The following is a 23,286-nucleotide window of genomic DNA, read 5'->3' on the forward strand; positions in this document are numbered from 1 at the left end:
GCTAGCAACGCATTGCAAACGACCTGCTCAGACGGTGGGCCAGCGCCCTGCATCCCGTCGGCCCAATTGAGTTGCAGGTTCGAGGTGAGCTGTGCCTTGCGAAACAGGTCTTTACCTTCCGGGCTGTTTGCGGACGACACGCCGATCCAGTCGATATCGCGCCGCGGCGTCATGATATCGGCGATGCGCCGATCGCCAATGTTGAAGACGCGCTCGACGAGCTCCTGCTGGGTCTGGTGAAGCAGCCCTGCCTCCTGGCTCGCCGCGACAAGCAGCTTCAGCTCTAGGCGAATGCAGGGACTCCTCGCCCGTCTCTGGCCGCAATCCTCAGAGACGCAACACCAGATTGCCAAGACCGTTCAAAGCGAGGATCGCCGGCCTGAGCAGGAACAGGAACAGGCCTAGCGGCCGCACCACCCAGAGTGCCGTGCCCTCGCTACGCTGAAGCGCCAGGCTTTTCGGCGCCAACTCGCCCAGAACGATGTGGAGAGCAGTGATGATAATAAAAGCAATTGCTACGGCGATTATATGGGATCCGGCGGTGGCAAGAGACCCCATCGCTCCGACCAGCAGTGGCTCGATCAGATGGGCGAGTGCAGGTTCGCCAACCCAGCCAAGCGCCAGCGACGAAATGGTGATACCCAGCTGGGTCGCGGCAAGATTGGCATCGAGATTCGCCAAGGCTCTTTGAAGCAGCCCGGCATTCAAGCGTCCAGCGGTAGCAAGTTCGTCGACGCGGCTCCGCCTGACCGCCACCAACGCAAATTCCGCAGCGACAAAGAAGCCATTTGCGCCAACGAGTACTAGAACCAACAGAATTCCAAGAATGTCGCGTAGACTACCATCGTCCGCCGGCATGATATCCTCTGCTGGATCTGACTGGCGGGATCTGTGAAGCGTATTTGGCGCTATTGCGCAACCGCATTGGGCTCAGAATTATCACGCGGAGCTGCTGCCCCGACGCGGGGACTCTGGCTTTGGACAGCGTTAGGAAGAAGTGATTTGCCAGACCGCTACGCCGGCTAGAACAATTCCGGCAGCGCCTTCGATCGTCCGCGAAATGGCATCGAACAGGCGTGGCCGGCTGTCGAAGAAATGCACTAGGCGCTCCCGAAACAGGATCGACAACACCGCAACGCAAGACAGCGTCAGCGCCACGCCGGCCATCATGGTGATTGCAAACAGGATACCGGCGAGCGGAACGCCTCTGGATATTGCGAAGGTCATCACGAAAAGCGTCAGCGGGCATGGGATCAAGCCGGCCATGACGCCGACGGCCTCGCCCTCATGCTTGTGGTGATGGCCGTGGCTCAATGCGCGCCAGAGCATCCAGACGCCTATGAGTCCAAGCAGCCCGCGACTGACGTCTTCTAGTAGCGGCGCGCGGCCAACACTGCCCAGGGCAATAGACACCAACGGTAGCGAGAGCGCCGCGATCAGCACGGCAATCGTCACATGCGTGAAGGAAAGTGTCAGTGATACCCGAAGACCGCGCGAAACCTTTGCGTCCGAACCGGCCAAATACGTGGCCAGTAGGGCTTTGCTGTGACCCGGCGTCAGCGCATGCGCTGCACCGAATAACACGCCCATCGGCAGAAAGGCCGTGAAGGCCAGCCAATCGCCGCCGGCCGAAAGCAGTTTGATCTGCTCCGCCAGCGCCAGGTAGATCGTGCGTTGGAAGTCGACCAGCGTCTGGAACATGGCCATCGAACCGGCTCCGGGTCAGCCGCAGGTCAATTCGAGGCGTGTCGCGAAAATCTTGCCGAGATCGGTCCCTGTTGGGTCACTGAAGAACGCGTCTGTCAGGCTTTTCTGGTTCTGTGCGATGGCCGTGTCCGGATCTGGACGGACGACCGCGCGTGAGCAGCCTACAGGCAGGCCAGCCACAGCAATCTTGTCGTCGTCGGTAAAATCGATCGCCGTGTAGAAGGTCGGGTCATAGACGCCGATGCTGACTTTTCCAGCAAGAGCCAACGAGTCCTTCGGCTGCGTTTCGAACTGGACAACGAGCTGATCATTCTCAAAGCTGACGCTGAATTTCGGTGGCGGCGCCATCGTCACGTCCTTGCCGTTCAAGGTCACCATCTGAAAGTAGTTGTACTCGGCCAGCGACGCATGGACGGTGATAGCAACCTCATCGAGTTCCTTTGCATCAAGGACAAGGTCGGAATTCTTGTCGAATTCCATCAGCACAGTGCTGGAAAAGAGGTCGTCGAAACGCCAGAGATGCCGAAGNTCGGTAAAATCGATCGCCGTGTAGAAGGTCGGGTCATAGACGCCGATGCTGACTTTTCCAGCAAGAGCCAACGGGTCCTTCGGCTGCGTTTCGAACTGGACAACGAGCTGATCATTCTCAAAGCTGACGCTGAACTTCGGTGGCGGCGCCATCGTCACGTCCTTGGCGTTCAAGGTCACCATCTGAAAGTAGTTGTACCCGGCCAGCGACGCATGGACGGTGAGAGCAACCTCATCGAGTTCTTTTGTATCAAGGACAAGGTCGGAATTCTTGTCGAATTCCATCAGCACAGTGCTGGAAAAGAGGTCGTCGAAACGCCAGAGATGCCGAAGCGNAAGGTCGGAATTCTTGTCGAATTCCATCAGCACAGTGCTGGAAAAGAGGTCGTCGAAACGCCAGAGATGCCGAAGTGATTTGACCGTGCGGTCTTGACCGACGGTCATGTCCAGCTTCGCTTCGGCAAAGACATGGGGATGGGCACTCGCCGCCGCGGCGGAAGCGAGCAACAGCGCGACGCCTGATACCATGCCCGTCAGTCGCATTTTCACTCGCACTTCATCGTTTCCGGTCAGGCAGCACGTCTGGCATTGCAAGCAGGCCGAAATGGGACATGCGGTTAAGGTGGCCCGCAAGATCAAATCACGGTCAGCGTCATGGCGGCAAGAACAAGATAACGGCCGACCTTGGCCGCAGTGACCAGCAAGAGGAAAACCCGAAAAGGCTCGCGCAGGACGCCCGCGACGACGGTCAGCGGATCACCGACAATTGGCAGCCAACTCAGCAGAAGCGACCACTTCCCGTAACGGCGATACCACACTTGTGCGCGGTTTAGTTGCGTTTGGTTCGCCGGAAACCACCGCCGGTCCCGAAAGCGCTCAATGCCTCGGCCGAGCAACCAGTTGNGGTCGCATTTTCACTCGCACTTCATCGTTTCCGGTCAGGCAGCACGTCTGGCATTGCAAGCAGGCCGAAATGGGACATGCGGTTAAGGTGGGCCCTCAAGATCAAATCACGCTCAGCGTCATGGCGGCAAGAACAAGATAACGGCCGACCTTGGCCGCAGTGACCAGCAAGAGGAAAACCCGAAAAGGCTCGCGCAGGACGCCCGCGACGACGGTCAGCGGATCACCGACAATCGGCAGCCAACTCAGCAGGAGCGACCACTTCCCGTAACGGCGATACCACACTTGCGCGCGGTTTAGTTGCGTTTGGTTCGCCGGAAACCACCGCCGGTCCCGAAAGCGCTCAATGCCTCGGCCGAGCAACCAGTTAATCACCGACCCAAGCACGTTGCCGACGCTCGCGACTCCGACTAGCAACCAGGGCGAATAATCCGCAAGCAAGAGCCCGATCAGCACCGCTTCCGATTGCATCGGCACGATCGTCGCGGCGATGAAGGCTGCCAGGAAAAGACCAGCGTAGGCTGCGAGATCGGTCATTGAACAGCGTATCTGTCTGTCGACCTAATANCGATCGTCGCGGCGATGAAGGCTGCCAGGAAAAGACCAGCGTAGGCTGCGAGATCGGTCATTGAACAGCGTATCTGTCTGTCGACCTAATGATGGTGACCTTCGGGTTCGACCATCTTGAACGGTAGCACCTGTTCGCGATCCTTGGCCTTCAGGACCAGTCTTGCCTCGAATTCATGCGGCTCGGCAGGGGTGACTGTGCTCTCAAGGCGATGATGATTGTCGGCGACAGGATCGAGGTGCAACGTCTCCGGCCCCTCTGGCCGGTCGATGATCACCGTCGCCGTCAAATCGTCGGCATGCCGGTCGATCGTCAGACGCATCCGCTCGCCAGCCGGTGTATCGACGATTTCCAATGTCCCTTCAGCCAGATCGCAGGCGACCTTGAAGGGCTCCGGCGCATGATGGTGAGCATGAGAGGTTTCCGCGCCAGTGACGGCCGGGCTCACCAAGCGAACGTTGGCTTCGGCCAACGCCGGCAAGTGGGCGAACAGCTCCTGTTTGAGGGCTTCAGTTACACCCAGCACGTCGTTGGCCGTCGCCATCTCCGGAACACTGATGGCCACGTCGGCATGCAGGCGGTGGCCGATCCAGCGCGCCTGCACGCTTTGGACACGCTCGATGCCGGATACATGCTTGGCGGNGCCAGGCTCGACGCCGTCGAGCATGCGGGTCAACACGGCTTTCGACGACTGCCATACGATGGCGAAGATCGCCAGCGTGATCAACAGTCCGATGATCGGATCGGCAAGCGGAAAGTCTAGCCACACGCCAATAGCGCCAAGCACGACCGCCAGACTGGTAAAGCCGTCGGTGCGGGCATGGTAACCATCCGCGATCAGCGCCGCGCTGTTGATCTCGCGGCCGACACGGATACGGAACACAGCGACGGCCTCGTTGCCTAAGAAACCTATGATGCCGGCTATGGCGACCCAGCCAAGAAATGCGATCGGCTGCGGATTGATCAACCTGTCGATCGCCTCGTAGCCGGCAACGATGGCGCTGAACAGGATGATGAGGACAATCAGAATGCCGGCCAGATCCTCGACGCGGCCCAGCCCGTAGGTGAACGTCTCGCTCGGTTTGCGACGGGCCAGCATGAAGGCGACCCACAATGGGATAGCGGTGACCGCGTCGCCGACATTGTGGATCGTGTCGGCCAGCAGTGCCACGCTGCCGGAGAGGAACACGACCACGAGCTGAAGCGCCGCCGTGATGGCCAGAACGACGAATGACCATTTGATCGCCCAGATGCCGCGCGTCGTCGTGGCGATCGTCGGGTCGATGACGCCATGGGTGTGACCATGGCCGCCCTCGCCGTGATCATGTCCGTGGCCGCCCATGCCGTGCGTCATCGGGCCGAATCCGAACCAATCGCGAACTTTGTCCATCATGGCGCTTCTCACAGGTATTTGGTGATATCCTTGAACTCGTCGATCGAGCGGCGCTGCTCGAGCGCCAGCGGTCCGACGACGTCCTCAAGGCAGTGGTTGAGGTGATCTTGGATCAGCGTCTTCTTGGCCTGGGCGATGGCCCTCTCCACGGCATGAAGTTGCTGGGCGATGTCGAGGCACGGTCGACCGGCCTCGATCATCTCGACGATCCCGCGCAGATGGCCGTCGGCGCGCTTCAGCCGCTTGATGATGGCAGGATGGGTTTCGTGGACTTGGGGACGCTCATTCATACCTTGATGCTATCCCCCCAGAGAGGATATTCCAAGCCTCAAAGTGGCCTCGATTCTGGTGCACGCAACCATTCGTTAGGATTTTAGAGAATAATCGTTAAGCATGCCGAATTGGATCCATAGCATAGCCTTTCGTCTCATCGTCGCTTTCGCGATGACTCTCGGCGTGCTGGTCTCCCCAATGGGTGGTTCGGCCTCGCATAGCCCGATGGCGCTCGCTGCCGCCGAGGCAGCGCGTCACGCAGAGCTGGCAGCACAGATCGAAAAACACGGCCACAGCCATGACGATGGCGAAGCCGATGAGCAGAGCTTTGGTCATACCCACGGCCACAATCCGGCCGACCACACCCATGAGACGGCGAGCACGCTTCCGGGCTTCGCGCAGCCAGCACCGCCGATAGGCCGGAGCTGGCTGGTTTACCCGCCTTCGTTTGCCGACCTCAAAATCCGTTTCCGGCTTGAGCGCCCTCCCAAGCAGATCGTCATCGCATGATCGCGGCCGCACGCGCGGCCATCCTCAACGAGGACGATTGGAATTCTCATGCAAGGATCCTTCTACGAGGGTCCGCCACGCACGCCTTGCGCGCGCTGGCGGTTGGCCCTTCCTATGCTCATTGCTCTCCTGACCCTTCCATTGCTTGGGGCGGTTGCCCTCGCCCATGCCGTTGCCGAAGGCGACAAGGGCTATATCCAGGAGATCACGGGCATCAATCTGCTGCCCTTCATCTATCTCGGCGCCAAGCACATGGTGACGGGATACGACCACATCCTGTTCCTGTTCGGCGTGATCTTCTTCCTCTACCGGATGAAGCACATTGGCATCTATGTGAGCCTGTTCGCGCTCGGCCATTCCACGACCATGCTGCTTGGCGTCTATTTCAAGGTGGGCATCAACAGCTACATCATCGACGCGATCATCGGCCTGTCGGTCGTCTACAAGGCGCTCGACAATATGGGCGCTTTCCAGAGGTGGCTCGGTTTCCAGCCGAACACCAGGATCGCGACGCTGATCTTCGGCTTTTTCCACGGCTTCGGCCTGTCGACGAAGATCATCGAATACAACATCTCGCCCGACGGGCTAGTGCCAAATCTTCTTGCCTTCAACGTCGGCGTTGAGGTTGGCCAGCTTTTGGCGCTCGCTGCCATCCTTATTGTCATGGGCTACTGGCGCCGGACCGACAGTTTCTGGCGCCACGCATACACCGCCAACACCATCATGATGACCGCCGGGTTTGTGCTGATCGGCTATCAGCTCACCGGCTGGGTCGTCTCCTGACCCTCCAAGTAAAGATCCCAAAAAAGGAATTCTCCTATGTACAATACCGACATCCCGACCCGCGCCGAGCTGCCGACATCCATGCAACTCCTTCGCTCTACCGTCATCGCAATTCTCGCGGCAGCTGCCATCCTTGTGACCATCGTGCTGCCGGCCGAATACGCCATCGATCCCACCGGCGTTGGGCGAGCGCTCGAGCTCACCGAGATGGGCGAGATCAAGACACAACTGGCCGAAGAGGCCGAGCAGGACCGCCTTCGCGAACTGCAAAACGGCACTCCGATCGCCGTGCCAGCCCGAGATCAGCAGTCGAGTCTTCTGGAGCGCGTCTTCGCTGAACTGGTGATGGGTTCCGCCTCTGCCCAGGAACTCCGGACAGACGAAATGTCGGTCACCCTGAAGCCCGGCGAAGGAGCTGAGATCAAGCTCGTCATGGCCAAGGGCGCACAGGCACAATACTCTTGGACGGCCAATGGCGCGGCGGTGAACTTCGACACCCATGGTGACGGCGGCGGCGAAAACATTTCATACGAGAAGGGCCGCGGGGCTGCAGAGGACGAGGGCGTACTTGAGGCAGCGTTTGACGGCAATCACGGTTGGTTCTGGCGTAACCGCACCGATGCCGACGTCACCGTGACGCTGAAGACGAACGGTGCCTACACCGACATCAAACGGATGATGTGAACGATACGTCAATTTTATCCGGCGCCGTTTGGCGCCGGAGTGACGCGCTGTTCATTGCCACGACCTCACTGTTTGGCGCACCACCGTCCCGTGAGCATTCGTGTCGGGTAGGCGGCGGCGTGGTGAATTGGTGCGCCGCTAGGCTGTCTCAACGTGTCATGCCGCATTGGCTGTTGGCGAAATCAGCGCCGAACGTTTGCCGCGATGGAGATCCTTGGCAAACACGCAAGCCGAACTGTGCCCAGGAGATAGCTTCAAGGCCGGTGGCATCTGTTGTTTGCATTCTTCGACCACCAAGGGGCAGCGAGTCCGGAACCTGCAGCCGGATGGTGGATTCGTAGGGCTCGGCACCTCCCCGATCATGACTGGAACCCTGCGCTGCTTTTCGGCGATCGGATGCACCTCCGGTGTCGAGGCCAGCAACATCTGCGAATAGGGATGGCCTGGGTGATCGTAGAGTTCCTGCGATGGCCCGTGCTCCACGATCTTGCCGAGGTACATCACGTAGACGCGCGATGCAGCCTGCCTGACCAACGCAAGGTCGTGGGCAATGAACAGGCACGCCACCCCAAAATCTTTCTGCAGGTGCAGGAAAAGGTTCATCACTTGGGCTCGGATGGACAAATCCAGTGCGCTAACTGGTTCATCGCAGATCAGCACTCTTGGATTCACGGCGAGGGATCGGGCAATCGCAACGCGCTGGCGCTGCCCTCCGGACAGTTCCCGCGTGTGCCGATCCTTCAAAGCGTCCGCCAGTCCGACCTGATCCAGGAGCGCCTTGGTACGATGGTTGCGGTCGGATTGTGATTTCAACCCGCTGATCAGCAACGCTTCATCGATCGTCTCACCGACCGTCTGTCTGTCGTTCAGGGACGAATATNTTTCAACCCGCTGATCAGCAACGCTTCATCGATCGTCTCACCGACCGTCTGTCTGTCGTTCAGGGACGAATATGGATCCTGAAACACGTATTGGAGCGCCCTGCGGCTTTCGCGCAGTGCTGCACCGGAGAGTGTGGTGAGGTCCACTCCATCAAGCAGGACTCGTCCCGCGCTTGCCTTTTCGAGACCCACAATGGTGCGGCCCAGCGTCGACTTTCCGCAACCGGACTCGCCTACCAGACCGACGATCTCGCCCGGATAGAGCTCGATCGAGACGTCGTCGACGGCATGGATGAACTTGCCTCGCTGAACGCTTTTGAAGCGCGTCTGCAGGTTTTCGACTTTCAGAACAGGACCGTGCGTCATGCTGCTGCCTTCCTTTGGTTGACAACCGCGCAGGCCACGACAACAGCGCTGTCGGCCGACCGCGCAAGTGGAGGGCGGCTTGCGGTGCATGCGGGAATTGCGAGCTCGCAGCGCGGGGCAAAGGCACAGCCTTTGAATGGCGCGCCCAGCGTTGGCGGTATCCCGGGAAGACCGCGAAACTCCGAACCGATCGGGTCTTCGCGCCGTGGGATCGCGTTGATCAGCCCTCTCGTGTACGGATGGCGTGGGGTAACGAGGACCTTGTCCACGGGACCTCGTTCGGCGGCCCGAGCCGCATACATGACAACGATGTTGTCGGCCGCTCCGGCGACTACCCCCATATCGTGGGTAATCAGCACCATGGCCATGTTGAGCCGCCGCTGCAGGTCCTTGAGCAGGCGCAGGATTTGAGCCTGGACCGTCACATCGAGAGCGGTCGTAGGCTCGTCCGCGATCAGAAGTTTTGGCTCGCCGGCCAGCGCAATGGCAATTACGATGCGTTGCCTGAGACCACCCGACAGTTCGTGGGGGAATTGACGAAGTCGCGCTGCTGGATCCGAGATGCCGACCAGCTTGATGAGTTCCAACGCCCGCTCCTCCGCAGCGCGTGGGGTCATCTTGAGATGGAGCTCCGCCATCTCGGCGATCTGCCTTCCAACACGGCGGACGGGGTTCAGCGCGCTCATCGGATCCTGGAAAATGAATCCGATCGACTTGCCTCGTACCTTACGGATCTCGGATTCCGGCAGGCCGATCAATTCACGCCCATCGAAGCGCACCGATCCCGACAAGTTCGTCGTCACGCCGGTCGGCATCAGACCGAGCGGCGCGAAGTTCATTACAGTCTTGCCGCTGCCGCTTTCCCCGACGATGGCAAGGCATTCTCCTTGCCGGACGGTGTAGCTGACGCCATCGACGGGGCGTACCGCGGCCTTCGCGGTCAGGAGATCGACCGTCAGATTGCTGACGTTCAAAAGGGGTTCGTCATGCATCCGAATTCTCCTTGGCCCAGCCGGCGACCTCAATTCTGCGCAAGGCAAGCGTCCGCCTCGAAAGCGGCTTGGGAATGCGATTAAGTGCTATGGATTCGCCGAGGATGTTGAAGCCGATCACCGCAGCGGTCAGGGCCAGGCCGGGCAGTATAACCTGTCGCGGATCCGACTCGAGATACGGCAAAGCATCAACAAGCATCTGTCCCCATTCCGGCGTGGGCGGCTGAATGCCCAGACCAAGGAAGCTGAGTGTTGCGACAGCCAAAGCGGCTGTCCCGGCATCCGCCGTCGCATAGACCATGACCGCGCCGATGGTGCCGGGGAGCAAATGGCCGAAGTAAATGCGCCATGGGCTGGCGCCCAGCACACGCAGGGCTTCGATATGCGGCTTGCTCATGATGCTGACCGCCACGGCCCGGCTGATACGACCGCTCATCGGCCACCATGCCAATGACAGAGCCAGTACCATGGTCCAGTAGCCCGGCCCGACGATCCCGATCACGGCAAGGGCAGTGATCAGGCTTGGGATGGACAGTCCGACGTCGACGATGCGCATCAGCAGGTCGTCTACCCAACCGCGGTGGTAGCCAGCGATGGTCCCCATGGCGACACCGACCGTCATTGCAATGATGAGGACCGAGCCAACGCTGACCAACGACGTATTCGCCGCAATGATCAGGCGGCTGAGCGTATCGCGCCCGAGATGGTCGGTGCCGAGCCAATGTGCGGCAGTTGGTCCCAGGCCGGTCTCCAGTAAGTTCTGTGCGCTGGGATCTTGTGGAGCGAGCCATGGCGCGAAGCTGCCCAGGGCGAGGAAGAGGCCGATCACGATCAAGGCCACGCGGGGCAACTTGTTCAACCGGGCGAATGCAGGCTTTAATCTATTCATGGTCAGCTCCATTGGCGCCGGACACGTGGATCGGTCATCAGAACTGCGAGATCGACGATCAGATTCACCACGATGAAGAAGGCGAGGAAGATCAACAGGCAGGCCTGCACGACCATGAAGTCCCGGAACTTCACGCCTTGGAGAAAGTAGTCGCCCACGCCCTGCCAGGCGAACAGCGGTTCAACGATGATAGCAGTTGCGGTCATCAGGCCGACCTGGGTTCCCAGTGCGTTGATGAACACAGGTATGATGTTTGGCAGCGCGTCCCGGAACAGGATGGCGGTCCGTCCCAGACCTTTGCTTTTGGCCGTCAACACGAAGGGGCTGGCCATGGCCTCTTCCAGTCCCACACGAACGACACGGCTGAGCACGGCGGCGGGCAGCACCGCGACAGTGACCCATGGCAGCACCCAACTTTCCGGACCGCCGAAGCCGAAGGATGGAAAGAGCTGAAAGGTGACAGAGAAACCATAGATCATCAGCGCCCCGACGAAGAATGTCGGTGTCGATGCGCCGAGAAGAGCCAAACCGCGCGAAACGCGGTCCGGCAGTCTGTAGGGCCAGAAGGCACCCAGGAATCCAAGAGCCAGGCCGAGCAGGGTCGCAACCACGGCGCTGCCAACGATCAGGGTACCGGTGACCAACATGCGCTTTGGCAAGTCCGCACTGACTTCCTGGCCCGTTCTGTAGGAGATGCCAAAATCTCCTCGGACTGCATCGCCGAGCCAACCCGCGTAGCGCATCAGCAGGGGCTTATGCAGTCCGATCTCTTCGGCAACCTTTTCGACGTAACCCGGGGTTGCAACTGCTCCTCTGAGTTCAGCGATGAGAACAGCGACATTTCCCGGAGCCGAAACAACCAGGGTAAAGCAAACCAGAGACGCCATGAACAGCAGTACGAGGGAGTGCCTCAGCCTCTTGCTGATGAAGTGGATCAACGCGCCCTCCCTCTACTCGGCCAGCACGATATTTTCGTATGGCATATCGTATTCGGTGACCGGGCTGGTGAAGCCCTGGACCCGCTTGGAGTGCGCCCAGATGCTGGGAACGTAAACCAACGGCGCTATCGCGTCGTTGTCACGCAGCCAGTCGTAAACCTTTTGGATCGATGGCGCGATCTGATCCCCGGTTGCCGCTGTCGCAGCGTTGATCAGCGGGTCCAGGTTGGCCGGATCGGTGAACAGCTTGCCCTCGACATCGTTTTTGAAGGTCGAGAGGCACAAGGCCACCACCGTGCCGAACGGATCGTAAGGAGCCCCGTAGGTCAGGAAGAAGCCGAGATCGTATTTCCGTTCGAGCATGTCGGTGTGCTTAGAAGCGTGGTCGACAGAGCGGACGATCAAATTGATGCCGATTTCCTTCATCTCGGATTGTATGACTTCGGCCACGACGCGAGAGCCGGGAACGGCGTCGGGACTGACGACAATCTCAAGCGTCAGTGGCGTGCCGTCCTTGGAACGCACGGGACCACCCGTCCAACCCGCCTTCTCCAGGAGCGCTGATGCGGCCGCAACGTCGCGAACTGGGGCATCATGCTGGGTGCCAGCAAATGGCAATGCATCGGAGAACAGGTTGCCCGCCGGTCGGGCAAAGCCTTGGTAGAGCGCCTGGGAAATCGCCGCGCGATCGATCCCTATGCTGACGGCCTTGCGCACTTGCGGATCCTTGAGCGCTTCGGTGCGATCGGGATTGAAAGCCATCACCAGTGTGACGTTGCCGGGATCGATGACCACGTTGAGCCCTGCGGCCTCGAGCTGCTTTGCCTCAACGGGGGTAAGCGGCGCGATCCAAAACCCGCCGACGAGATCGATCTCGCCAGCGCGCAGGGCGGCAACCCGCGCGCGCGGATCAGGGATGACCTTGGCTTCGAGACGCTGATAAGTCGGCTTGTCGCCCCAGTAGCCGTCGTAGCGCTCGAAAACACTTTGTGTATCGTCAGCGCCAAGTTGACGCCAAGGACCGGTGCCGACGGGTTCGACAAATTTGCCATTCGCATCGACCGATTTGGGGCTAAGGAACCTCGGCGGCCGTGTGTAGGAAAGCTCCTGCATGAGCGCCAGCGGCGGTTCTTTGAAATGAACGGCTATCTGGTGCTCATCGATCACTTCCAACGATTGAAAATACTTGGAGCAGTTCATCCAGCTGAACTGATCGAGTCCTAGCCAACGCTCCAGATTCCACTTGCAGCTGGCTGCATCGAACACTGTGCCGTCCTGGAACGTTACCCCCTGGCGCAACGTAAGATGCAACGTCTTGCCCCCCTCTTCGATCTTCCAGTCGGTCGCAAGGCAAGGCTCGATCTGGCCGCCCTTGCCGTACCGCACCAGCGGCTCGAACATCAGGTCCTGAATGGCCCAGATCGCGTAGTGGCTCTGCGGATCAAGATTGCCCGCGGGTTTGGCGATCGCCACTCGCAATGTGCCCGCCGCCCCCTCGGCAAAGGCAAATTTGGTGAAGGTAGCATCGGTTATTGCGAGTCCTAACGCCCCTGATCCGATCTGCAGAAATGTACGCCTGTTGAATGACATGATTGCTCCTCTCGTTGCTTATTGTTCCCTGGGGCCTAGGTTGCCTCGAAAGGCACTGGGGCCTTTTTTGTATAGACATATCACATTATTGTATACAATTTAATTTAGACATCGTATCCCTTCTAGTAAGTTTTTGTGCTCATTTGCGCAGGTGAGGTCTGCACCGCAACCCCGCCTCGCGCGACGACCTTGCCGCGCTTGACGACCAACGCGCGGGGCCGGTGGGACACGACGGCATCGGCGAGTGTCTCGCCTTCCACCAAAACCATGTCCCCCCAGCAGCCGGGCATCAGGCCGTACCTTTCCAGCGCAAGAACTCCGGCACCGCCGCGCGTGCAGACGTCGAGGGCCCATTCGAGTTCATCGTCGCGGCGAAAATTGTTGCGCAAGCCGACAAACATCGCGCGTTCCAGCATGTCACCACTGCCGTAAGGTCCCCAGATGTCACGGATGCCGTCATTTCCGGCGCCGACGACCACTCCAGCAGATCGCAATTTGGCGACCGGAGGCGACGGCTGCGATGCCGGCCCGGTGGTAAGAATATGGATCGAAAGCTCCGCCAACTCGTCGATTAGTCGGCCGACATAATCGGCATCGTGCATGCCGAGACAGAAGGCATGGCTGACTGCCACCCTTCCCTGCATGCCGAGTGCACGGGTGCGTTCGATGATGAGTTCGAGCGAAAAGGCGCCAAGCTCTCCCGCTTCGTGCAAATGTATATCTATGGGCCGGCCAAAGCGTTGAGCGAGGTCGAAAATTGCATCGAGGTGCCCTTTGGGATCGCGATCAACCCCAGCAGGGTCCAGCCCGCCGACCACCTCGGCGCCCATTTCCAACGCCCGTCGCATAAGTTCGACAGTGCCAGGCCGGATCATCATACCGCCTTGAGGAAAGGCGACGATCTCAATATCGACGAGGTCTCGTAGCTCGTCACGAGTGCGCATGACGCCCTCTACACCGGCAAGGCCGTGCACGGTGTCGATATCGACGTGGCTACGGATATGGGTGGTGCCTTGCGCCACTGAGGCAAGCGCCTGTCGACGCGACTGGCGGACCGGATCGATACCCAAGCGGATCTTGGCTTCACGCTCGGTCTCGATCTTGTCTATCAAGCGAGGGCCGACTTCATTGCGATACCACGCCATTCCGATCATCGATTTATCGAGGTGGGTGTGCGCTTCGACCAAGCCCGGAACGACGATGCGACCTCCGCCGTCCTCCACCAGCCCGCCCAAAGGTGAAAGCTCCGGCTCGACGCGGGTAATGCGGCCATTCTCAATAAGAATATCCACATTGGCGCCAGCCATCGGGCGCACATTTCTAATCAACAAATTGGTTGTCATGCGGTGCGCTCCTCCCAGAGGCAGCCTATCGTCTGCGGCACGGCGACGGCCCCCTGCAGGTCCGTGTACGTAACTACCGCATAATTGTATACCTATTTCAAGATAAATCGTATCCCACATTGACAAAAATATATCTTGATCGATAAGTTGCGGGAGCTTAGGGGGATGCGATGACCAAATCGAGTCGAGCCGAAAACGTCTACTTGTCGCTGCGTCGCGCCATCATTGAGCAGGCGCTTCGCCCCGGTATGAAATTGCCCGAAGACGCCATCGGCGAGCAGTTCGGCGTTAGCCGGACCAGCGTACGAAACGCGCTTGTCCGACTGAGTGCCGAAGGCCTGGTGGAGGTGAGGAATAATCGCGGAGCCTGCGTCGCCGAACCGACGCTCGAGGAAGCGTTAGATATATTTTCCCTACGACGCTGCCTGGAGCGCGAGGTAGTGGACCGGCTTTCGCGAAAGATCACACCCGCTCAATTTGCGGCACTTGAGGGCCACGTCAAACTTGAAAGGGACGCAGTAGACACGAGCGGACCATTATCGATACGGCTGGCGGGCGAATTCCACATTCTGCTGGCCGAACTCACGGGATCGAAGCCGCTGACCCGTTATGTCAGCGAGATTGTATCGCGCTGTTCGCTGATCCTAGCCTTGTACAGCCGTCCGCACTCCGATCAGTGCGGCGTCGACGAACACGTCGAAATCATTCAGGCGCTGCGCCAACACAATCCCGAGCGCGCCATGCATGCGATGGAACACCATCTCGAGGCACTCGAGGCTCGGGCGCAAATCAGCGATCAAACTGAGCCCGACGTTCGCTCCATCCTGAGTACATACGCTCAGGCAGGGTGACCAACTCTCAAGCAGCTTGGCAAAATTCAGGAGGATATAATGCTCAACCCCCAACCCGAGCCGGTGGGGCAGCGGAGCCGCGTGAGCATCGACTTCGCCCGCATCTCGGCACGCGAACGCTACAAGCTGCTGATCGGGGCAGTGGTGCCTCGGCCAATCGCTCTGGTGACCACACGACACCCCGACGGGACTGTCAATGCTGCGCCCTACAGCTTCTTCAATTGCCTCTCGGCCGATCCTCCAATCCTAGCCCTGGGTGTGGAGAACCATAATGATATGTCCTTCAAAGATACGACGCTCAACATCCGACTGACTGAGGAATTCACAGTCAACATCGTGGACCATGCGCTGGTTGACGCCATGAACGTCTGTGCCGTCCCATTTCCTTCCCACATTGACGAACTGGCCGAGGCCGGACTGACGCCTGTGCCCGGTGAGACGGTCCAATGCCCCTACATTTTCGAAGCGCCTATAGCCTTCGAATGCCGCCGACATTTGACGCTTGGCCTGGGTAAGTCGCGCGAGATTGTCCTTGGTCAAGTTATGCGGATGCACATTCGTGAGGATCTTGTTGACCAGGAGCGTTTCTATATCGATCAACTCGCGCTAGACGCCGTCGGCAGAATGGGTGGACACGGTTATTCGACCACCCGCCACCAGTTTGACCTGCCAACGATGTCGCATGAGCAATGGTTGGCAATGAGGCCTATGCCAACCAACACCGATGGATAGCGCCCTGATCGCGCAACGCGCTCGTCGCTTCAATCATCCTTCCTGATCGGGCAGAGACGCTGCCTGCGGCCAAGGACCCTGCCGATGCCGGGCTGGGAGAATATTCACTGCAGCTGGGCTACAGCGCACTGGAAGCTGTTAAAACCCCTTGCGGCAAAGGGTTTCAAGATCCGCCTTTGTCATTTCCTCGATGCCGAGCGCAGGAAGAATATCATTATCTCCCTTGAGATCCCGGCCATAAGCCGCCGACAAGATGGAAATTCCGGATTCATGGAGTGTCGCCGGATTTCCGCTGATCTTCCCCAGAACGGCAGTCGGTAGCAGGCCGAACGGAACATCCTCGAGAATATAGCGGCTCTGGATGGTTGTCGGGCCAAACCCGCCGCGGCCTAGACGATCCATCTCCTGGTTCATTTCCGAAACAGTGCCCATGGGGACGTGGAACGACAATGAAAAATGTTCCTGGACGGTACGAACCGCGATACCGAAATGGGCAGCGATGGCCAACCGTTCGGCATCCAGAGCCTCGATCAAGCGACCAACGGCAGGAGTGACATTTCCCCCCTGGCTCCACTGCTCGGCCTTCTCCATGCGTGTGAGATTGAGAAGGGCAATTCCCAGATGGTTCTGCGGATTGAGGTTGCTGAGCGCAATCGCCAGCAGACCATCCCGCTTGACGAAACGATCGCCGAACAAGGCTGTGCAAAGCTCGTACCCTTGGTCGAGCGCATCGAAAGGCAGCGTCGCAACGTCAAGCTTCTGGCGAATGGAAGTGACATTGACTTCGGTTGATCCGAGCTGGCGACCAGTCAGTAGTGTTGTGCCCCAAACGACGATCGGCAACCTGACCTTGCGCTCCGTCAACCGCTTCCAGAGATACAGAGCCCCGAACGAACTATGCGAACTGATGATGACCGGAATTCCATCTGCCAGATGAGGGACGGCGGCGTCCATCACCATCTTGTGGCCGTAAGCCGGAAGCGCGATCACCACCACGTCCGCGTGGTCGATAGCATCTCTACAATCCTTGGCAATGCGCACCGGCACCGTCGCCTCGATGTCCCCCGTCGCCTTCAATAATTCGCCAGTAGCCAACGTTCTGGTGCGGTGTCCCGACGGTGACCAAAGTGTTGGCGAGTGTCCCGATTGTGCCAAATAGGCCGCAAGGCCATAGGCAATTGCTCCGGCGCCCAGAATACTCACGCGCATAACATTCCTCCTGTTGCAGGCTTTATAGTTCGAGAATCCTTGCCGTCCCCGCCTACAAGTTTTTTCATCACGAGGTTCCAAATTGGAGTCACGTGAGTTGCCCCCAGCCGTTTCGATCAAGGGCTCCGGCTCTGAGCCGGCAAGCGCCGCTGGGAACATTAGTTTCCGCTTGACATATATCAAAAATGAATGAGACGATGTCAATCATACGGATTTCACATGTAGGGAGAATATGGAAACTCGGGACCTTCAGACCTTCCTCGCGGTTGCTGCCAGCGGCAGCATTACCAAGGCGGCTGACATGCTCGGGCGTTCCCAACCTGCGGTGACACGCACCATTCAGGATCTTGAGGCAGAACTTGGCTTCGAATTGCTGCACCGGGTCGGTCGTCGGGTGCAGTTATCTGAAGAGGGTGTCGCATTTGAAGAAGAAGCGCGGCGACTGCTAATGTCCTTCACCGAACTCGCGGCGCGGGCCAAGATGATCGCCGCCGGCCGGGGTCGGATCCTGCAGATTGTCACAACCTCTGCGATCGGCACTGGCCTAATCCCGACGGCCATGGCCGAGCTCAAGGGTATCGAGCTTCCGCACGAGACACATCTCGGACAGTTTCTTCCCTCCATCGTCGCCCAGGAAGTGCGCAGCGGTCGTGCCGAGATCGGCTTTTCAAGCCTGCCGCTCGATACGCCCGGTCTGGATGTCCTGCGGCTCTATTCGGCGCCCGATGTTGCCGCTGTGCGGGAGGACGATCCGCTGGCAGAACTTGATGTCATACCGCTTTCGGCCTTTGCCGGCCGTCGCGTCGCTACGTTGCTCAACCCGCTGCGTTTCCAACTGCACGTCTCCAAGGCATTGGCCGCCAGGGGCATCGACACCGGGCCAGTGATCCGGACGAATACTGCCTATGGCGCGTTGCAGCTTGTGCGCCGGACCGGCGTTGCCGCTGTCATTGATCCCCTCACCGCCTATGGCGTGGCCTTGCCTGGGGTCGCCATCCGCCCGATTGACGCGACCGTTCTCTTTTATTGGGGGGTTGTGGCTGCCGCAAAACGTCCCCTTCGCCCAGTCGCGCAGGCGCTAATGGATGCGGTCGAAGCGGTGGCTGAACGATCGATCGTCGGCTTCAAGAAACTCGATCCGGCCTTGGCCAGCCAATTGGTGAACGATCCCGCGTCGGGCGCAAATAACGGAACTGGAATATGAAGCATACTCCTACCCCGGCAGCATCGACAGGCCTTGCCGCGCTCGAAGCACAGCTGGCGCAGGATCTCGACTTCCTCGAACTGCCTGCCAAGCCATGGGTCCCCGCGCGTTCGCACGATGGTGTTCCTGTCCGTGACGTCGTGGTGATCGGCGCCGGCATGTGTGGACTTGCTGCCACGGCAAAGCTGGTGCTGACGGGGATAACCAATGTCGTCGCCTATGATGCGGCGCCTGCCGGGCTCGAAGGGCCGTGGGTAACGTTTGCCCGCATGCAAACGCTCCGGTCGCCGAAGACCCTGCACGGTCCGTCGCTCGGCCTGCCGCAATTGACGTTCCGCGCCTGGTTCACGGCGCAATGGGGCGTTGAGGCCTGGCGGTCGCTGGACAAAATACCCAAGGGCCAGTGGATGGATTACCTGGTCTGGTATCGCAAAGTCCTTGCTCTGCCAGTGCGCAACAGCGTGCGCATGACCGGACTCGCACCCGTTGGAGATCTGGTTGCGATCGACATCGAGGGCGCGGAAACAGGTCGGGTTCTCACCCGTCATCTCGTTTTGGCCACAGGCCGGTCTGGCCTGGGCGGTTTTGCCGTGCCCGATTTCCTCAACGGGATCGATCGCGCCTATTGGGCCCATTCTGCCGACGACATCGATTTCGATGCGCTGAAAGGCAAGCGTGTGGCAGTTATTGGCGCCGGTGCCTCTTCCATGGACAATGCTGCGACCGCACTCGAGGCGGGCGCCGGCTCTGTCGACATGTTGATCCGGCGCAAGGAGATGCCGTGCATCAACAAGCTGACCGGCATCGGCAGCCCGGGTGTTGTACTCGGCATGCATAAGTTGCCCGATGCCTGGAAGTGGAAGTTCTTCGACTACACCGCCTCCACCCAGACGCCGCCGCCGCGTTCATCCACGCTTCGCGTGTCTCGCCACGCGAATGCCCGGTTCTTTCTCGACTGCGGCATCGTTGCGGTAAGGGAAGATCCGGAGGGCCTGCTGATCGAAACCACACAAGGGCCGATGCGCTACGACTTCCTGATCGCGGCAACCGGTTTTTCAAATGACTTCAACGGCCGCCCGGAATTCGCGGCGATCGCCCCACATATCCGCACCTGGTCGGATGGCCGATATAGGCCGGATATGGGGCCGGGTCGTGCAGGCATGTCGGACGCGCCGGATCTCGGTCCTGCCTTCGAGTTTCGCGAACGCGTCCCCGGCTCCTGCCCGATGCTTGCACATATCCACTGCTTCAACGACGCCGCCATGCTGACGCACGGCAAGGTCTCCGGCGACATCCCGGCCGTCAGCGCCGGTGCCGACCGTCTTGTGCGCGGCATTGCCGCATCGCTGTTTGCCGAGGATGTCGAAACCCACTTCGCCAATCTGATCGCCTACGACACGCCCGAACTTCTGGGCGACGAGTGGGTCGATTCAACACCCTTGTTGCACAAGGAGGCCGCGCTGTGATTGACGCAATGGACAAGGCAGCGGGTCTTTCACCGGACGATGCCCTTTTCGCTGCACGGCGGTTTCGGCCCGAATTCGTGCGAGGGGCCGAGGAATGTCGCCTCTCGGTGCTGCACCCGGCAAACGATCAGGGGCTGGCGCCGAATTTGCGTGTTGCTCTTGCCCGTCGCATGGCCGCCCTGAATGCCGATCCGGTCCTGGTGGCCGAATATGATGTTCAGCTGGATCAGCTTGATCCGACAGAGCAGCTTCTGGCTGTAGCCCAGGGCGAGACGGCTCTGGAAGAACCATTGGCGACTATCGCCCGGCACGCCGACCTGGTCACGATGACGCCAAAAAAGGCCGAGGCGAGCGACATCGCCCTGCTCGCCCAGGCCGGATTGAGCAATCCTCAGATCGTCGCGCTCTCCGAACTGATTGCCTTCGTCAACTTCCAGACGCGGGTAGCGACCGGCTTGCGATTGATGAGGTCGGCATGATTTCCTCGGTGCGCCTGAAGCCGCTGAACTGGCAGCCATACATCGCGCCGGTCAAGCTATCCGAAGCCACGCCGGAACAGCTTGAAGCGATGAAGGTTACGCCTTCGGCCAAGAAAGTTTCGGAATATGTGCGCACCCTTGCGCATGACCCAGAGAGCTATCTTGCCCGCACGGTTCTGTTCAACGCAATCATGTATGTCGAAGGCGGGCTCGCCCGTCCCGACCGCGAACTTGGCGCATTGGGGGCCTCGATCGTCAATGGCTGCAAATTCTGTGCCGTTGTCCACGCCCGCCGGCATGCGGAGTTGACCAAGAGCGACCAAGTGGTCACCGCACTTTATCTCGACAAACCTGAAGCGCTCGGCCAACGCGATGCGGCAATCTACAGCTTTGCCCGCCGCCTGTCGGCGGCGCCGTCGGAAGCGACGGCAGACGACATCGCCGCGCTTCGATCAGTTGGCATGGATGACCGCGAGATCATCGATCTGATCCACGCCATATCGATCTTCGGCTGGGCAAACCGGCTGATGCACGTTCTCGGCCATGCGGAGAGCGGGTGATGATGTCGCATGCGGTCAAGGCACTCCGTCCCACACTGTGAAGGGCACCAACCAGAATGCTTGAACTCAAAGATATAAAGCTGTCCTACGGAAGCACGCAGGTTCTGAACGGCGTCAATCTCTCGGTAAAGCGGGGTGACGTGGTGTCGATCATCGGCCCCAGCGGCACCGGCAAGACCACGTTGCTGAAATGCATCAACTACCTTGCCAAGCCATCCTCAGGAACCATCGCGTTCGATCAGATTCGGATGGATTACCAGCGTGCCGACAAGACCGCTGTCCAGGCGATCCGCTTGCGAACGGCGATGGTCTTTCAGCAATTCAACGTCTTCAAGAACATGACGGTCCTGCAGAACGTGATGGATCCCCTGGTGATCGTGCAGCGCAAGTCCGCAGATGAGGCGCGGGAGATCGCCTTGCGGGAGCTCGAGCGGGTCGGCCTCACCCCGAAGCGAGATAGCTATCCCTCCCAACTGTCGGGCGGCCAGCTCCAGCGCACCGGCATCGCGCGCGCCCTGGCGGTTCGCCCCGACGTGATACTCTTCGATGAGCCTACGTCATCGCTGGATCCCGAGCTCGTCGGTGAAGTTCTAAAGGTGATCAAGGATGTCACCTCGTCAGGGATCACTTCGCTGCTTGTGACCCACGAGATGCAATTCGCAAAGAACATCTCCAACCGGATCGTCTTCATGGATCGTGGCGTGGTTGCCGCCGATGGCAGCCCGGCTGAAATCTTCGATGCACCTTCCAGCCCGCGACTTGCCCAATTCCTGCAGTCGGAACTCGCTTTTCAATAGCTCAACAAGAAGGGAACCTAAGAAATGTCTGCAATCACATCCAGTTTTTCTCGCCGCTATGCCCTGGCCATCGCTGGCGGCATCGCAATTGCCCTTGCAACAGCGGGGATCAGCCATGGCCAGACCGTTCGGACGATCAAGATCGCCACCTCTGCCGAATCCAAGCCGCTGGCATGGGGCGCGATCGGCGTCGAGCCGCAAGGCTATGAGCCCGATCTTCTGAAGGCGATCAACGCAAAGCTGCCGCAGTATAAGTTCGAAATGGAAGGCGTCTCCGACATTGCCCAGGAAACTGGCCTCGCCACGGGCAAGTACGACATCGCGGTCGGTGGCTACTACAAGTCGCCCGAACGCTCCAAGCAGTTCCTCATTCCGGAAAATCCCATGGGCGCCAGCCTGATGAAGATTTACAGCAAGAAAGACAGCGGCATTAAGGAAATGAAAGACCTGGTCGGCAAGAGGATCGTTCCGACCACGGCCGGCGGTGGAACCTACAAGTTCATCATGAATTGGCAGAAAGAAAACCCGGAATACAAGCTCGATGTCACGGCATCGAGTGCCGGTATCCCCTACCCGAACCGGCTGGACGAAGTTCAGAACGGCAAGTTCGACGCTCTCGTCCTGCCGTCGAATCTCGGTGAGCAGACCGTCATCGAGCAAAAGAAACTCGATATCGTGGCGTCCGAGCCAGTGTTCAGCAACAACACCTACATGCTGATCCACCGATCTGACGAGAACAAGGTTCTGGCCGACGATGTGAACAAGGTTCTCAAGGAATTGAAAGACGACGGCACGATCGAAAAGCTCTCGCAGAAGTGGTTCGGCGAGGGCATCGTCCAGTACATGAAATAGCACGGCCGTCGGCGACCATATTCGCTAGTCAGCGGCAAGGCTGAATTGCAAGAAGGAGCGTTCAAAGTGGATGTATCTGCTATGATTCCCGAGTTGCTCTCGGCACTGCCGCTGACGCTCGCCATCACGTTTACAGCCCTCATTTCCGGGTTCTGCCTGGCTCTCATCGCGACAACCCTCCGGGTCCGCAGGGTGCCAGTCATCAGTCACCTGGTGGACCTCTACGTGTCCTATGCCCGGAGCGTTCCTGTCGTACTGCAGTTGTTCGTCGCGTTTTATGGGCTTCCGCTGTTGGTGATCCTGTTCGGCGCCAAAGATTTTATTTCGGCGACAATGGCTGCCATGGTGGGGTTGAGCCTCTACCACGGCGGCTATCTGTCGGAAGTCATGCGGCCTGCATACCTGGCCGTCGATCGCGGCCAGCACGATGCGGCCGACAGCCTTGGATATACGTTCCGACAGAAAATTACTCGCGTCGTCGGCCCGCAAGCGGTGCACTTCGCTTTGCCGGGCTATGGGAACTCCGTCATCTACCTGATCCATAACGTTGCGCTGGTCATGTACATCGGGGCGGCCGACGTCATGGCGACTGCGCATCTGATCATGGAGCGAGACTACAACCAATTCCAGTTCGAAACCTATCTCGTCCTGGCGGTCATCTATTCGCTGATGTGCCTGGTCGCATGGCTCATCGTGCGCTTCTTCGAGCTTCGATCACCGATGCAAGCGCCTGAGGCGACGCCAACAACCCCGATCAAGAACCAGCTCCTCGCGAGCGTCTGACGTAA

At 59.4% G+C, this 23,286-nt stretch carries 24 protein-coding genes and 4 pseudogenes; 12 read left to right on the forward strand and 16 right to left on the reverse strand.

What is annotated here, in order from left to right:
- Positions 1-146 precede the first annotated feature (146 nt).
- From X735_RS01000000165575 to X735_RS160020, 8 genes and pseudogenes are all read right to left on the reverse strand, one after another.
- Positions 147-858: pseudogene (locus X735_RS01000000165575) on the reverse strand (CNNM domain-containing protein); the annotation flags it as partial.
- A 129-nt stretch (positions 859-987) separates the two neighbouring features.
- A complete protein-coding gene (locus tag X735_RS160040) occupies positions 988-1,701 on the reverse strand; it encodes a sulfite exporter TauE/SafE family protein (RefSeq protein ID WP_023809575.1) in 714 nt (237 codons plus the stop codon).
- Positions 1,702-1,722: 21 nt separating this feature from the next.
- Positions 1,723-2,235 (reverse strand): annotated as a pseudogene (locus tag X735_RS1000000169660) (DUF1007 family protein); the annotation flags it as partial.
- 3 nt (positions 2,236-2,238) lie between these two features.
- A pseudogene (locus X735_RS1000000169665) lies at positions 2,239-2,763 on the reverse strand (DUF1007 family protein); the annotation flags it as partial.
- Between the two features lie 107 nt (positions 2,764-2,870).
- Positions 2,871-3,137, reverse strand: a pseudogene (locus tag X735_RS160035) (VTT domain-containing protein); the annotation flags it as partial.
- Between the two features lie 103 nt (positions 3,138-3,240).
- The gene (locus X735_RS160030) at positions 3,241-3,675 is read right to left on the reverse strand and encodes a YqaA family protein (RefSeq protein ID WP_023809578.1); all 435 of its coding nucleotides are present in this window, start codon (positions 3,673-3,675) and stop codon (positions 3,241-3,243) included.
- A gap of 116 nt (positions 3,676-3,791) precedes the next feature.
- The gene (locus X735_RS160025; RefSeq protein ID WP_023809579.1) at positions 3,792-5,099 is read right to left on the reverse strand and encodes a cation diffusion facilitator family transporter; all 1,308 of its coding nucleotides are present in this window, start codon (positions 5,097-5,099) and stop codon (positions 3,792-3,794) included.
- A gap of 8 nt (positions 5,100-5,107) precedes the next feature.
- On the reverse strand, positions 5,108-5,389 hold the full coding sequence (locus X735_RS160020) for a metal-sensing transcriptional repressor (RefSeq protein ID WP_023809580.1): 282 nt from the start codon (positions 5,387-5,389) through the stop codon (positions 5,108-5,110).
- Positions 5,390-5,597: 208 nt separating this feature from the next.
- Between X735_RS160020 and X735_RS24400 the strand changes: the two genes are divergently transcribed.
- From X735_RS24400 to X735_RS160010, 3 genes are all read left to right on the forward strand, one after another.
- On the forward strand, positions 5,598-5,882 hold the full coding sequence (locus X735_RS24400) for a hypothetical protein (protein WP_155930554.1): 285 nt from the start codon (positions 5,598-5,600) through the stop codon (positions 5,880-5,882).
- 114 nt (positions 5,883-5,996) lie between these two features.
- Positions 5,997-6,665, forward strand: coding sequence for a HupE/UreJ family protein (locus X735_RS160015; RefSeq protein ID WP_031212632.1), 669 nt, complete (start codon positions 5,997-5,999; stop codon positions 6,663-6,665).
- Between the two features lie 36 nt (positions 6,666-6,701).
- A complete protein-coding gene (locus X735_RS160010; protein WP_023809583.1) occupies positions 6,702-7,349 on the forward strand; it encodes a hypothetical protein in 648 nt (215 codons plus the stop codon).
- A 156-nt stretch (positions 7,350-7,505) separates the two neighbouring features.
- On the opposite strand, the gene X735_RS1000000169670 is transcribed toward X735_RS160010, so the two are convergent.
- The 7 genes from X735_RS1000000169670 to X735_RS159985 all read right to left on the reverse strand — a co-directional run bounded on the left by X735_RS1000000169670 (position 7,506) and on the right by X735_RS159985 (position 14,348).
- Positions 7,506-8,177: an ABC transporter ATP-binding protein gene (locus tag X735_RS1000000169670; protein WP_245273107.1), complete on the reverse strand. Its 672-nt coding sequence runs from the start codon at positions 8,175-8,177 to the stop codon at positions 7,506-7,508.
- Positions 8,178-8,215: 38 nt separating this feature from the next.
- Entirely contained in the window at positions 8,216-8,596 is a 381-nt protein-coding gene (locus tag X735_RS1000000169675) for an ATP-binding cassette domain-containing protein (protein ID WP_245273109.1), read from the reverse strand.
- Positions 8,593-9,588: an ABC transporter ATP-binding protein gene (locus X735_RS160005; protein WP_023809584.1), complete on the reverse strand. Its 996-nt coding sequence runs from the start codon at positions 9,586-9,588 to the stop codon at positions 8,593-8,595. Before X735_RS160005 ends, X735_RS1000000169675 begins: the two co-directional genes overlap by 4 nt.
- Positions 9,581-10,489, reverse strand: coding sequence for an ABC transporter permease (locus X735_RS160000; RefSeq protein ID WP_031212634.1), 909 nt, complete (start codon positions 10,487-10,489; stop codon positions 9,581-9,583). The genes X735_RS160005 and X735_RS160000 overlap by 8 nt, the downstream gene beginning before the upstream one ends.
- Positions 10,480-11,415, reverse strand: a complete 936-nt coding sequence (locus tag X735_RS159995) for an ABC transporter permease (protein ID WP_023809586.1) — start codon at positions 11,413-11,415, stop codon at positions 10,480-10,482. Before X735_RS159995 ends, X735_RS160000 begins: the two co-directional genes overlap by 10 nt.
- 12 nt (positions 11,416-11,427) lie before the next feature.
- Positions 11,428-13,005 (reverse strand): nickel ABC transporter substrate-binding protein, encoded by a 1,578-nt coding sequence (locus X735_RS159990; protein ID WP_023809587.1) that lies wholly within the window; start codon positions 13,003-13,005, stop codon positions 11,428-11,430.
- 122 nt (positions 13,006-13,127) lie between these two features.
- Positions 13,128-14,348 (reverse strand): amidohydrolase family protein, encoded by a 1,221-nt coding sequence (locus tag X735_RS159985; protein WP_023809588.1) that lies wholly within the window; start codon positions 14,346-14,348, stop codon positions 13,128-13,130.
- A gap of 170 nt (positions 14,349-14,518) precedes the next feature.
- Here X735_RS159985 and X735_RS159980 point away from each other — a divergent pair, with 170 nt between their 5' ends.
- The gene (locus tag X735_RS159980) at positions 14,519-15,199 is read left to right on the forward strand and encodes a GntR family transcriptional regulator (RefSeq protein WP_023809589.1); all 681 of its coding nucleotides are present in this window, start codon (positions 14,519-14,521) and stop codon (positions 15,197-15,199) included.
- Between the two features lie 39 nt (positions 15,200-15,238).
- Positions 15,239-15,931: a flavin reductase family protein gene (locus X735_RS159975; RefSeq protein ID WP_023809590.1), complete on the forward strand. Its 693-nt coding sequence runs from the start codon at positions 15,239-15,241 to the stop codon at positions 15,929-15,931.
- Between the two features lie 138 nt (positions 15,932-16,069).
- On the opposite strand, the gene X735_RS159970 is transcribed toward X735_RS159975, so the two are convergent.
- Positions 16,070-17,140 (reverse strand): NAD/NADP octopine/nopaline dehydrogenase family protein, encoded by a 1,071-nt coding sequence (locus X735_RS159970; RefSeq protein ID WP_023809591.1) that lies wholly within the window; start codon positions 17,138-17,140, stop codon positions 16,070-16,072.
- Between the two features lie 232 nt (positions 17,141-17,372).
- On the opposite strand from X735_RS159970, the gene X735_RS159965 reads away from it, so the two are divergent.
- The 7 genes from X735_RS159965 (at position 17,373) to X735_RS159935 (ending at position 23,281) form a co-directional block, all read left to right on the forward strand.
- Positions 17,373-18,344 carry a LysR family transcriptional regulator gene (locus X735_RS159965; RefSeq protein ID WP_023809592.1) on the forward strand — a complete coding sequence of 324 codons (972 nt, stop codon included), beginning with the start codon at positions 17,373-17,375 and terminating at the stop codon, positions 18,342-18,344.
- Positions 18,341-19,810, forward strand: coding sequence for an NAD(P)/FAD-dependent oxidoreductase (locus X735_RS159960; protein ID WP_023809593.1), 1,470 nt, complete (start codon positions 18,341-18,343; stop codon positions 19,808-19,810). Before X735_RS159965 ends, X735_RS159960 begins: the two co-directional genes overlap by 4 nt.
- An 8-nt stretch (positions 19,811-19,818) precedes the next feature.
- Positions 19,819-20,289 (forward strand): hypothetical protein, encoded by a 471-nt coding sequence (locus X735_RS159955; RefSeq protein WP_196815305.1) that lies wholly within the window; start codon positions 19,819-19,821, stop codon positions 20,287-20,289.
- Entirely contained in the window at positions 20,286-20,849 is a 564-nt protein-coding gene (locus X735_RS159950) for a peroxidase-related enzyme (protein ID WP_023809595.1), read from the forward strand. The genes X735_RS159955 and X735_RS159950 overlap by 4 nt, the downstream gene beginning before the upstream one ends.
- Positions 20,850-20,905: 56 nt before the next feature.
- Positions 20,906-21,646, forward strand: a complete 741-nt coding sequence (locus tag X735_RS159945) for an amino acid ABC transporter ATP-binding protein (RefSeq protein ID WP_023809596.1) — start codon at positions 20,906-20,908, stop codon at positions 21,644-21,646.
- A 24-nt stretch (positions 21,647-21,670) separates the two neighbouring features.
- Positions 21,671-22,498 carry a transporter substrate-binding domain-containing protein gene (locus X735_RS159940; RefSeq protein WP_023809597.1) on the forward strand — a complete coding sequence of 276 codons (828 nt, stop codon included), beginning with the start codon at positions 21,671-21,673 and terminating at the stop codon, positions 22,496-22,498.
- A 66-nt stretch (positions 22,499-22,564) separates the two neighbouring features.
- The gene (locus X735_RS159935) at positions 22,565-23,281 is read left to right on the forward strand and encodes an amino acid ABC transporter permease (protein ID WP_023809598.1); all 717 of its coding nucleotides are present in this window, start codon (positions 22,565-22,567) and stop codon (positions 23,279-23,281) included.
- Positions 23,282-23,286 lie beyond the last annotated feature (5 nt).

This window comes from Mesorhizobium sp. L2C084A000, assembly GCF_000502875.1.
GTDB lineage: Bacteria > Pseudomonadota > Alphaproteobacteria > Rhizobiales > Rhizobiaceae > Mesorhizobium.

Excerpts from the sequence above, each read along its gene's own strand:
- X735_RS160040 (WP_023809575.1), bottom strand. The coding sequence starts at position 1,701 with ATGTTCCAGACGCTGGTCGACTTCCAACGCACGATCTACCTGGCGCTG.
- X735_RS160030 (WP_023809578.1), bottom strand. The coding sequence starts at position 3,675 with ATGACCGATCTCGCAGCCTACGCTGGTCTTTTCCTGGCAGCCTTCATC.
- X735_RS160020 (WP_023809580.1), bottom strand. The coding sequence starts at position 5,389 with ATGAATGAGCGTCCCCAAGTCCACGAAACCCATCCTGCCATCATCAAG.
- X735_RS24400 (WP_155930554.1), top strand. The coding sequence starts at position 5,598 with ATGGCGCTCGCTGCCGCCGAGGCAGCGCGTCACGCAGAGCTGGCAGCA.
- X735_RS160015 (WP_031212632.1), top strand. The coding sequence starts at position 5,997 with ATGCTCATTGCTCTCCTGACCCTTCCATTGCTTGGGGCGGTTGCCCTC.
- X735_RS160010 (WP_023809583.1), top strand. The coding sequence starts at position 6,702 with ATGTACAATACCGACATCCCGACCCGCGCCGAGCTGCCGACATCCATG.
- X735_RS160005 (WP_023809584.1), bottom strand. The coding sequence starts at position 9,588 with ATGCATGACGAACCCCTTTTGAACGTCAGCAATCTGACGGTCGATCTC.
- X735_RS160000 (WP_031212634.1), bottom strand. The coding sequence starts at position 10,489 with ATGGAGCTGACCATGAATAGATTAAAGCCTGCATTCGCCCGGTTGAAC.
- X735_RS159990 (WP_023809587.1), bottom strand. The coding sequence starts at position 13,005 with ATGTCATTCAACAGGCGTACATTTCTGCAGATCGGATCAGGGGCGTTA.
- X735_RS159985 (WP_023809588.1), bottom strand. The coding sequence starts at position 14,348 with ATGACAACCAATTTGTTGATTAGAAATGTGCGCCCGATGGCTGGCGCC.
- X735_RS159980 (WP_023809589.1), top strand. The coding sequence starts at position 14,519 with ATGACCAAATCGAGTCGAGCCGAAAACGTCTACTTGTCGCTGCGTCGC.
- X735_RS159975 (WP_023809590.1), top strand. The coding sequence starts at position 15,239 with ATGCTCAACCCCCAACCCGAGCCGGTGGGGCAGCGGAGCCGCGTGAGC.
- X735_RS159970 (WP_023809591.1), bottom strand. The coding sequence starts at position 17,140 with ATGCGCGTGAGTATTCTGGGCGCCGGAGCAATTGCCTATGGCCTTGCG.
- X735_RS159965 (WP_023809592.1), top strand. The coding sequence starts at position 17,373 with ATGGAAACTCGGGACCTTCAGACCTTCCTCGCGGTTGCTGCCAGCGGC.
- X735_RS159960 (WP_023809593.1), top strand. The coding sequence starts at position 18,341 with ATGAAGCATACTCCTACCCCGGCAGCATCGACAGGCCTTGCCGCGCTC.
- X735_RS159955 (WP_196815305.1), top strand. The coding sequence starts at position 19,819 with ATGGACAAGGCAGCGGGTCTTTCACCGGACGATGCCCTTTTCGCTGCA.
- X735_RS159950 (WP_023809595.1), top strand. The coding sequence starts at position 20,286 with ATGATTTCCTCGGTGCGCCTGAAGCCGCTGAACTGGCAGCCATACATC.
- X735_RS159945 (WP_023809596.1), top strand. The coding sequence starts at position 20,906 with ATGCTTGAACTCAAAGATATAAAGCTGTCCTACGGAAGCACGCAGGTT.
- X735_RS159940 (WP_023809597.1), top strand. The coding sequence starts at position 21,671 with ATGTCTGCAATCACATCCAGTTTTTCTCGCCGCTATGCCCTGGCCATC.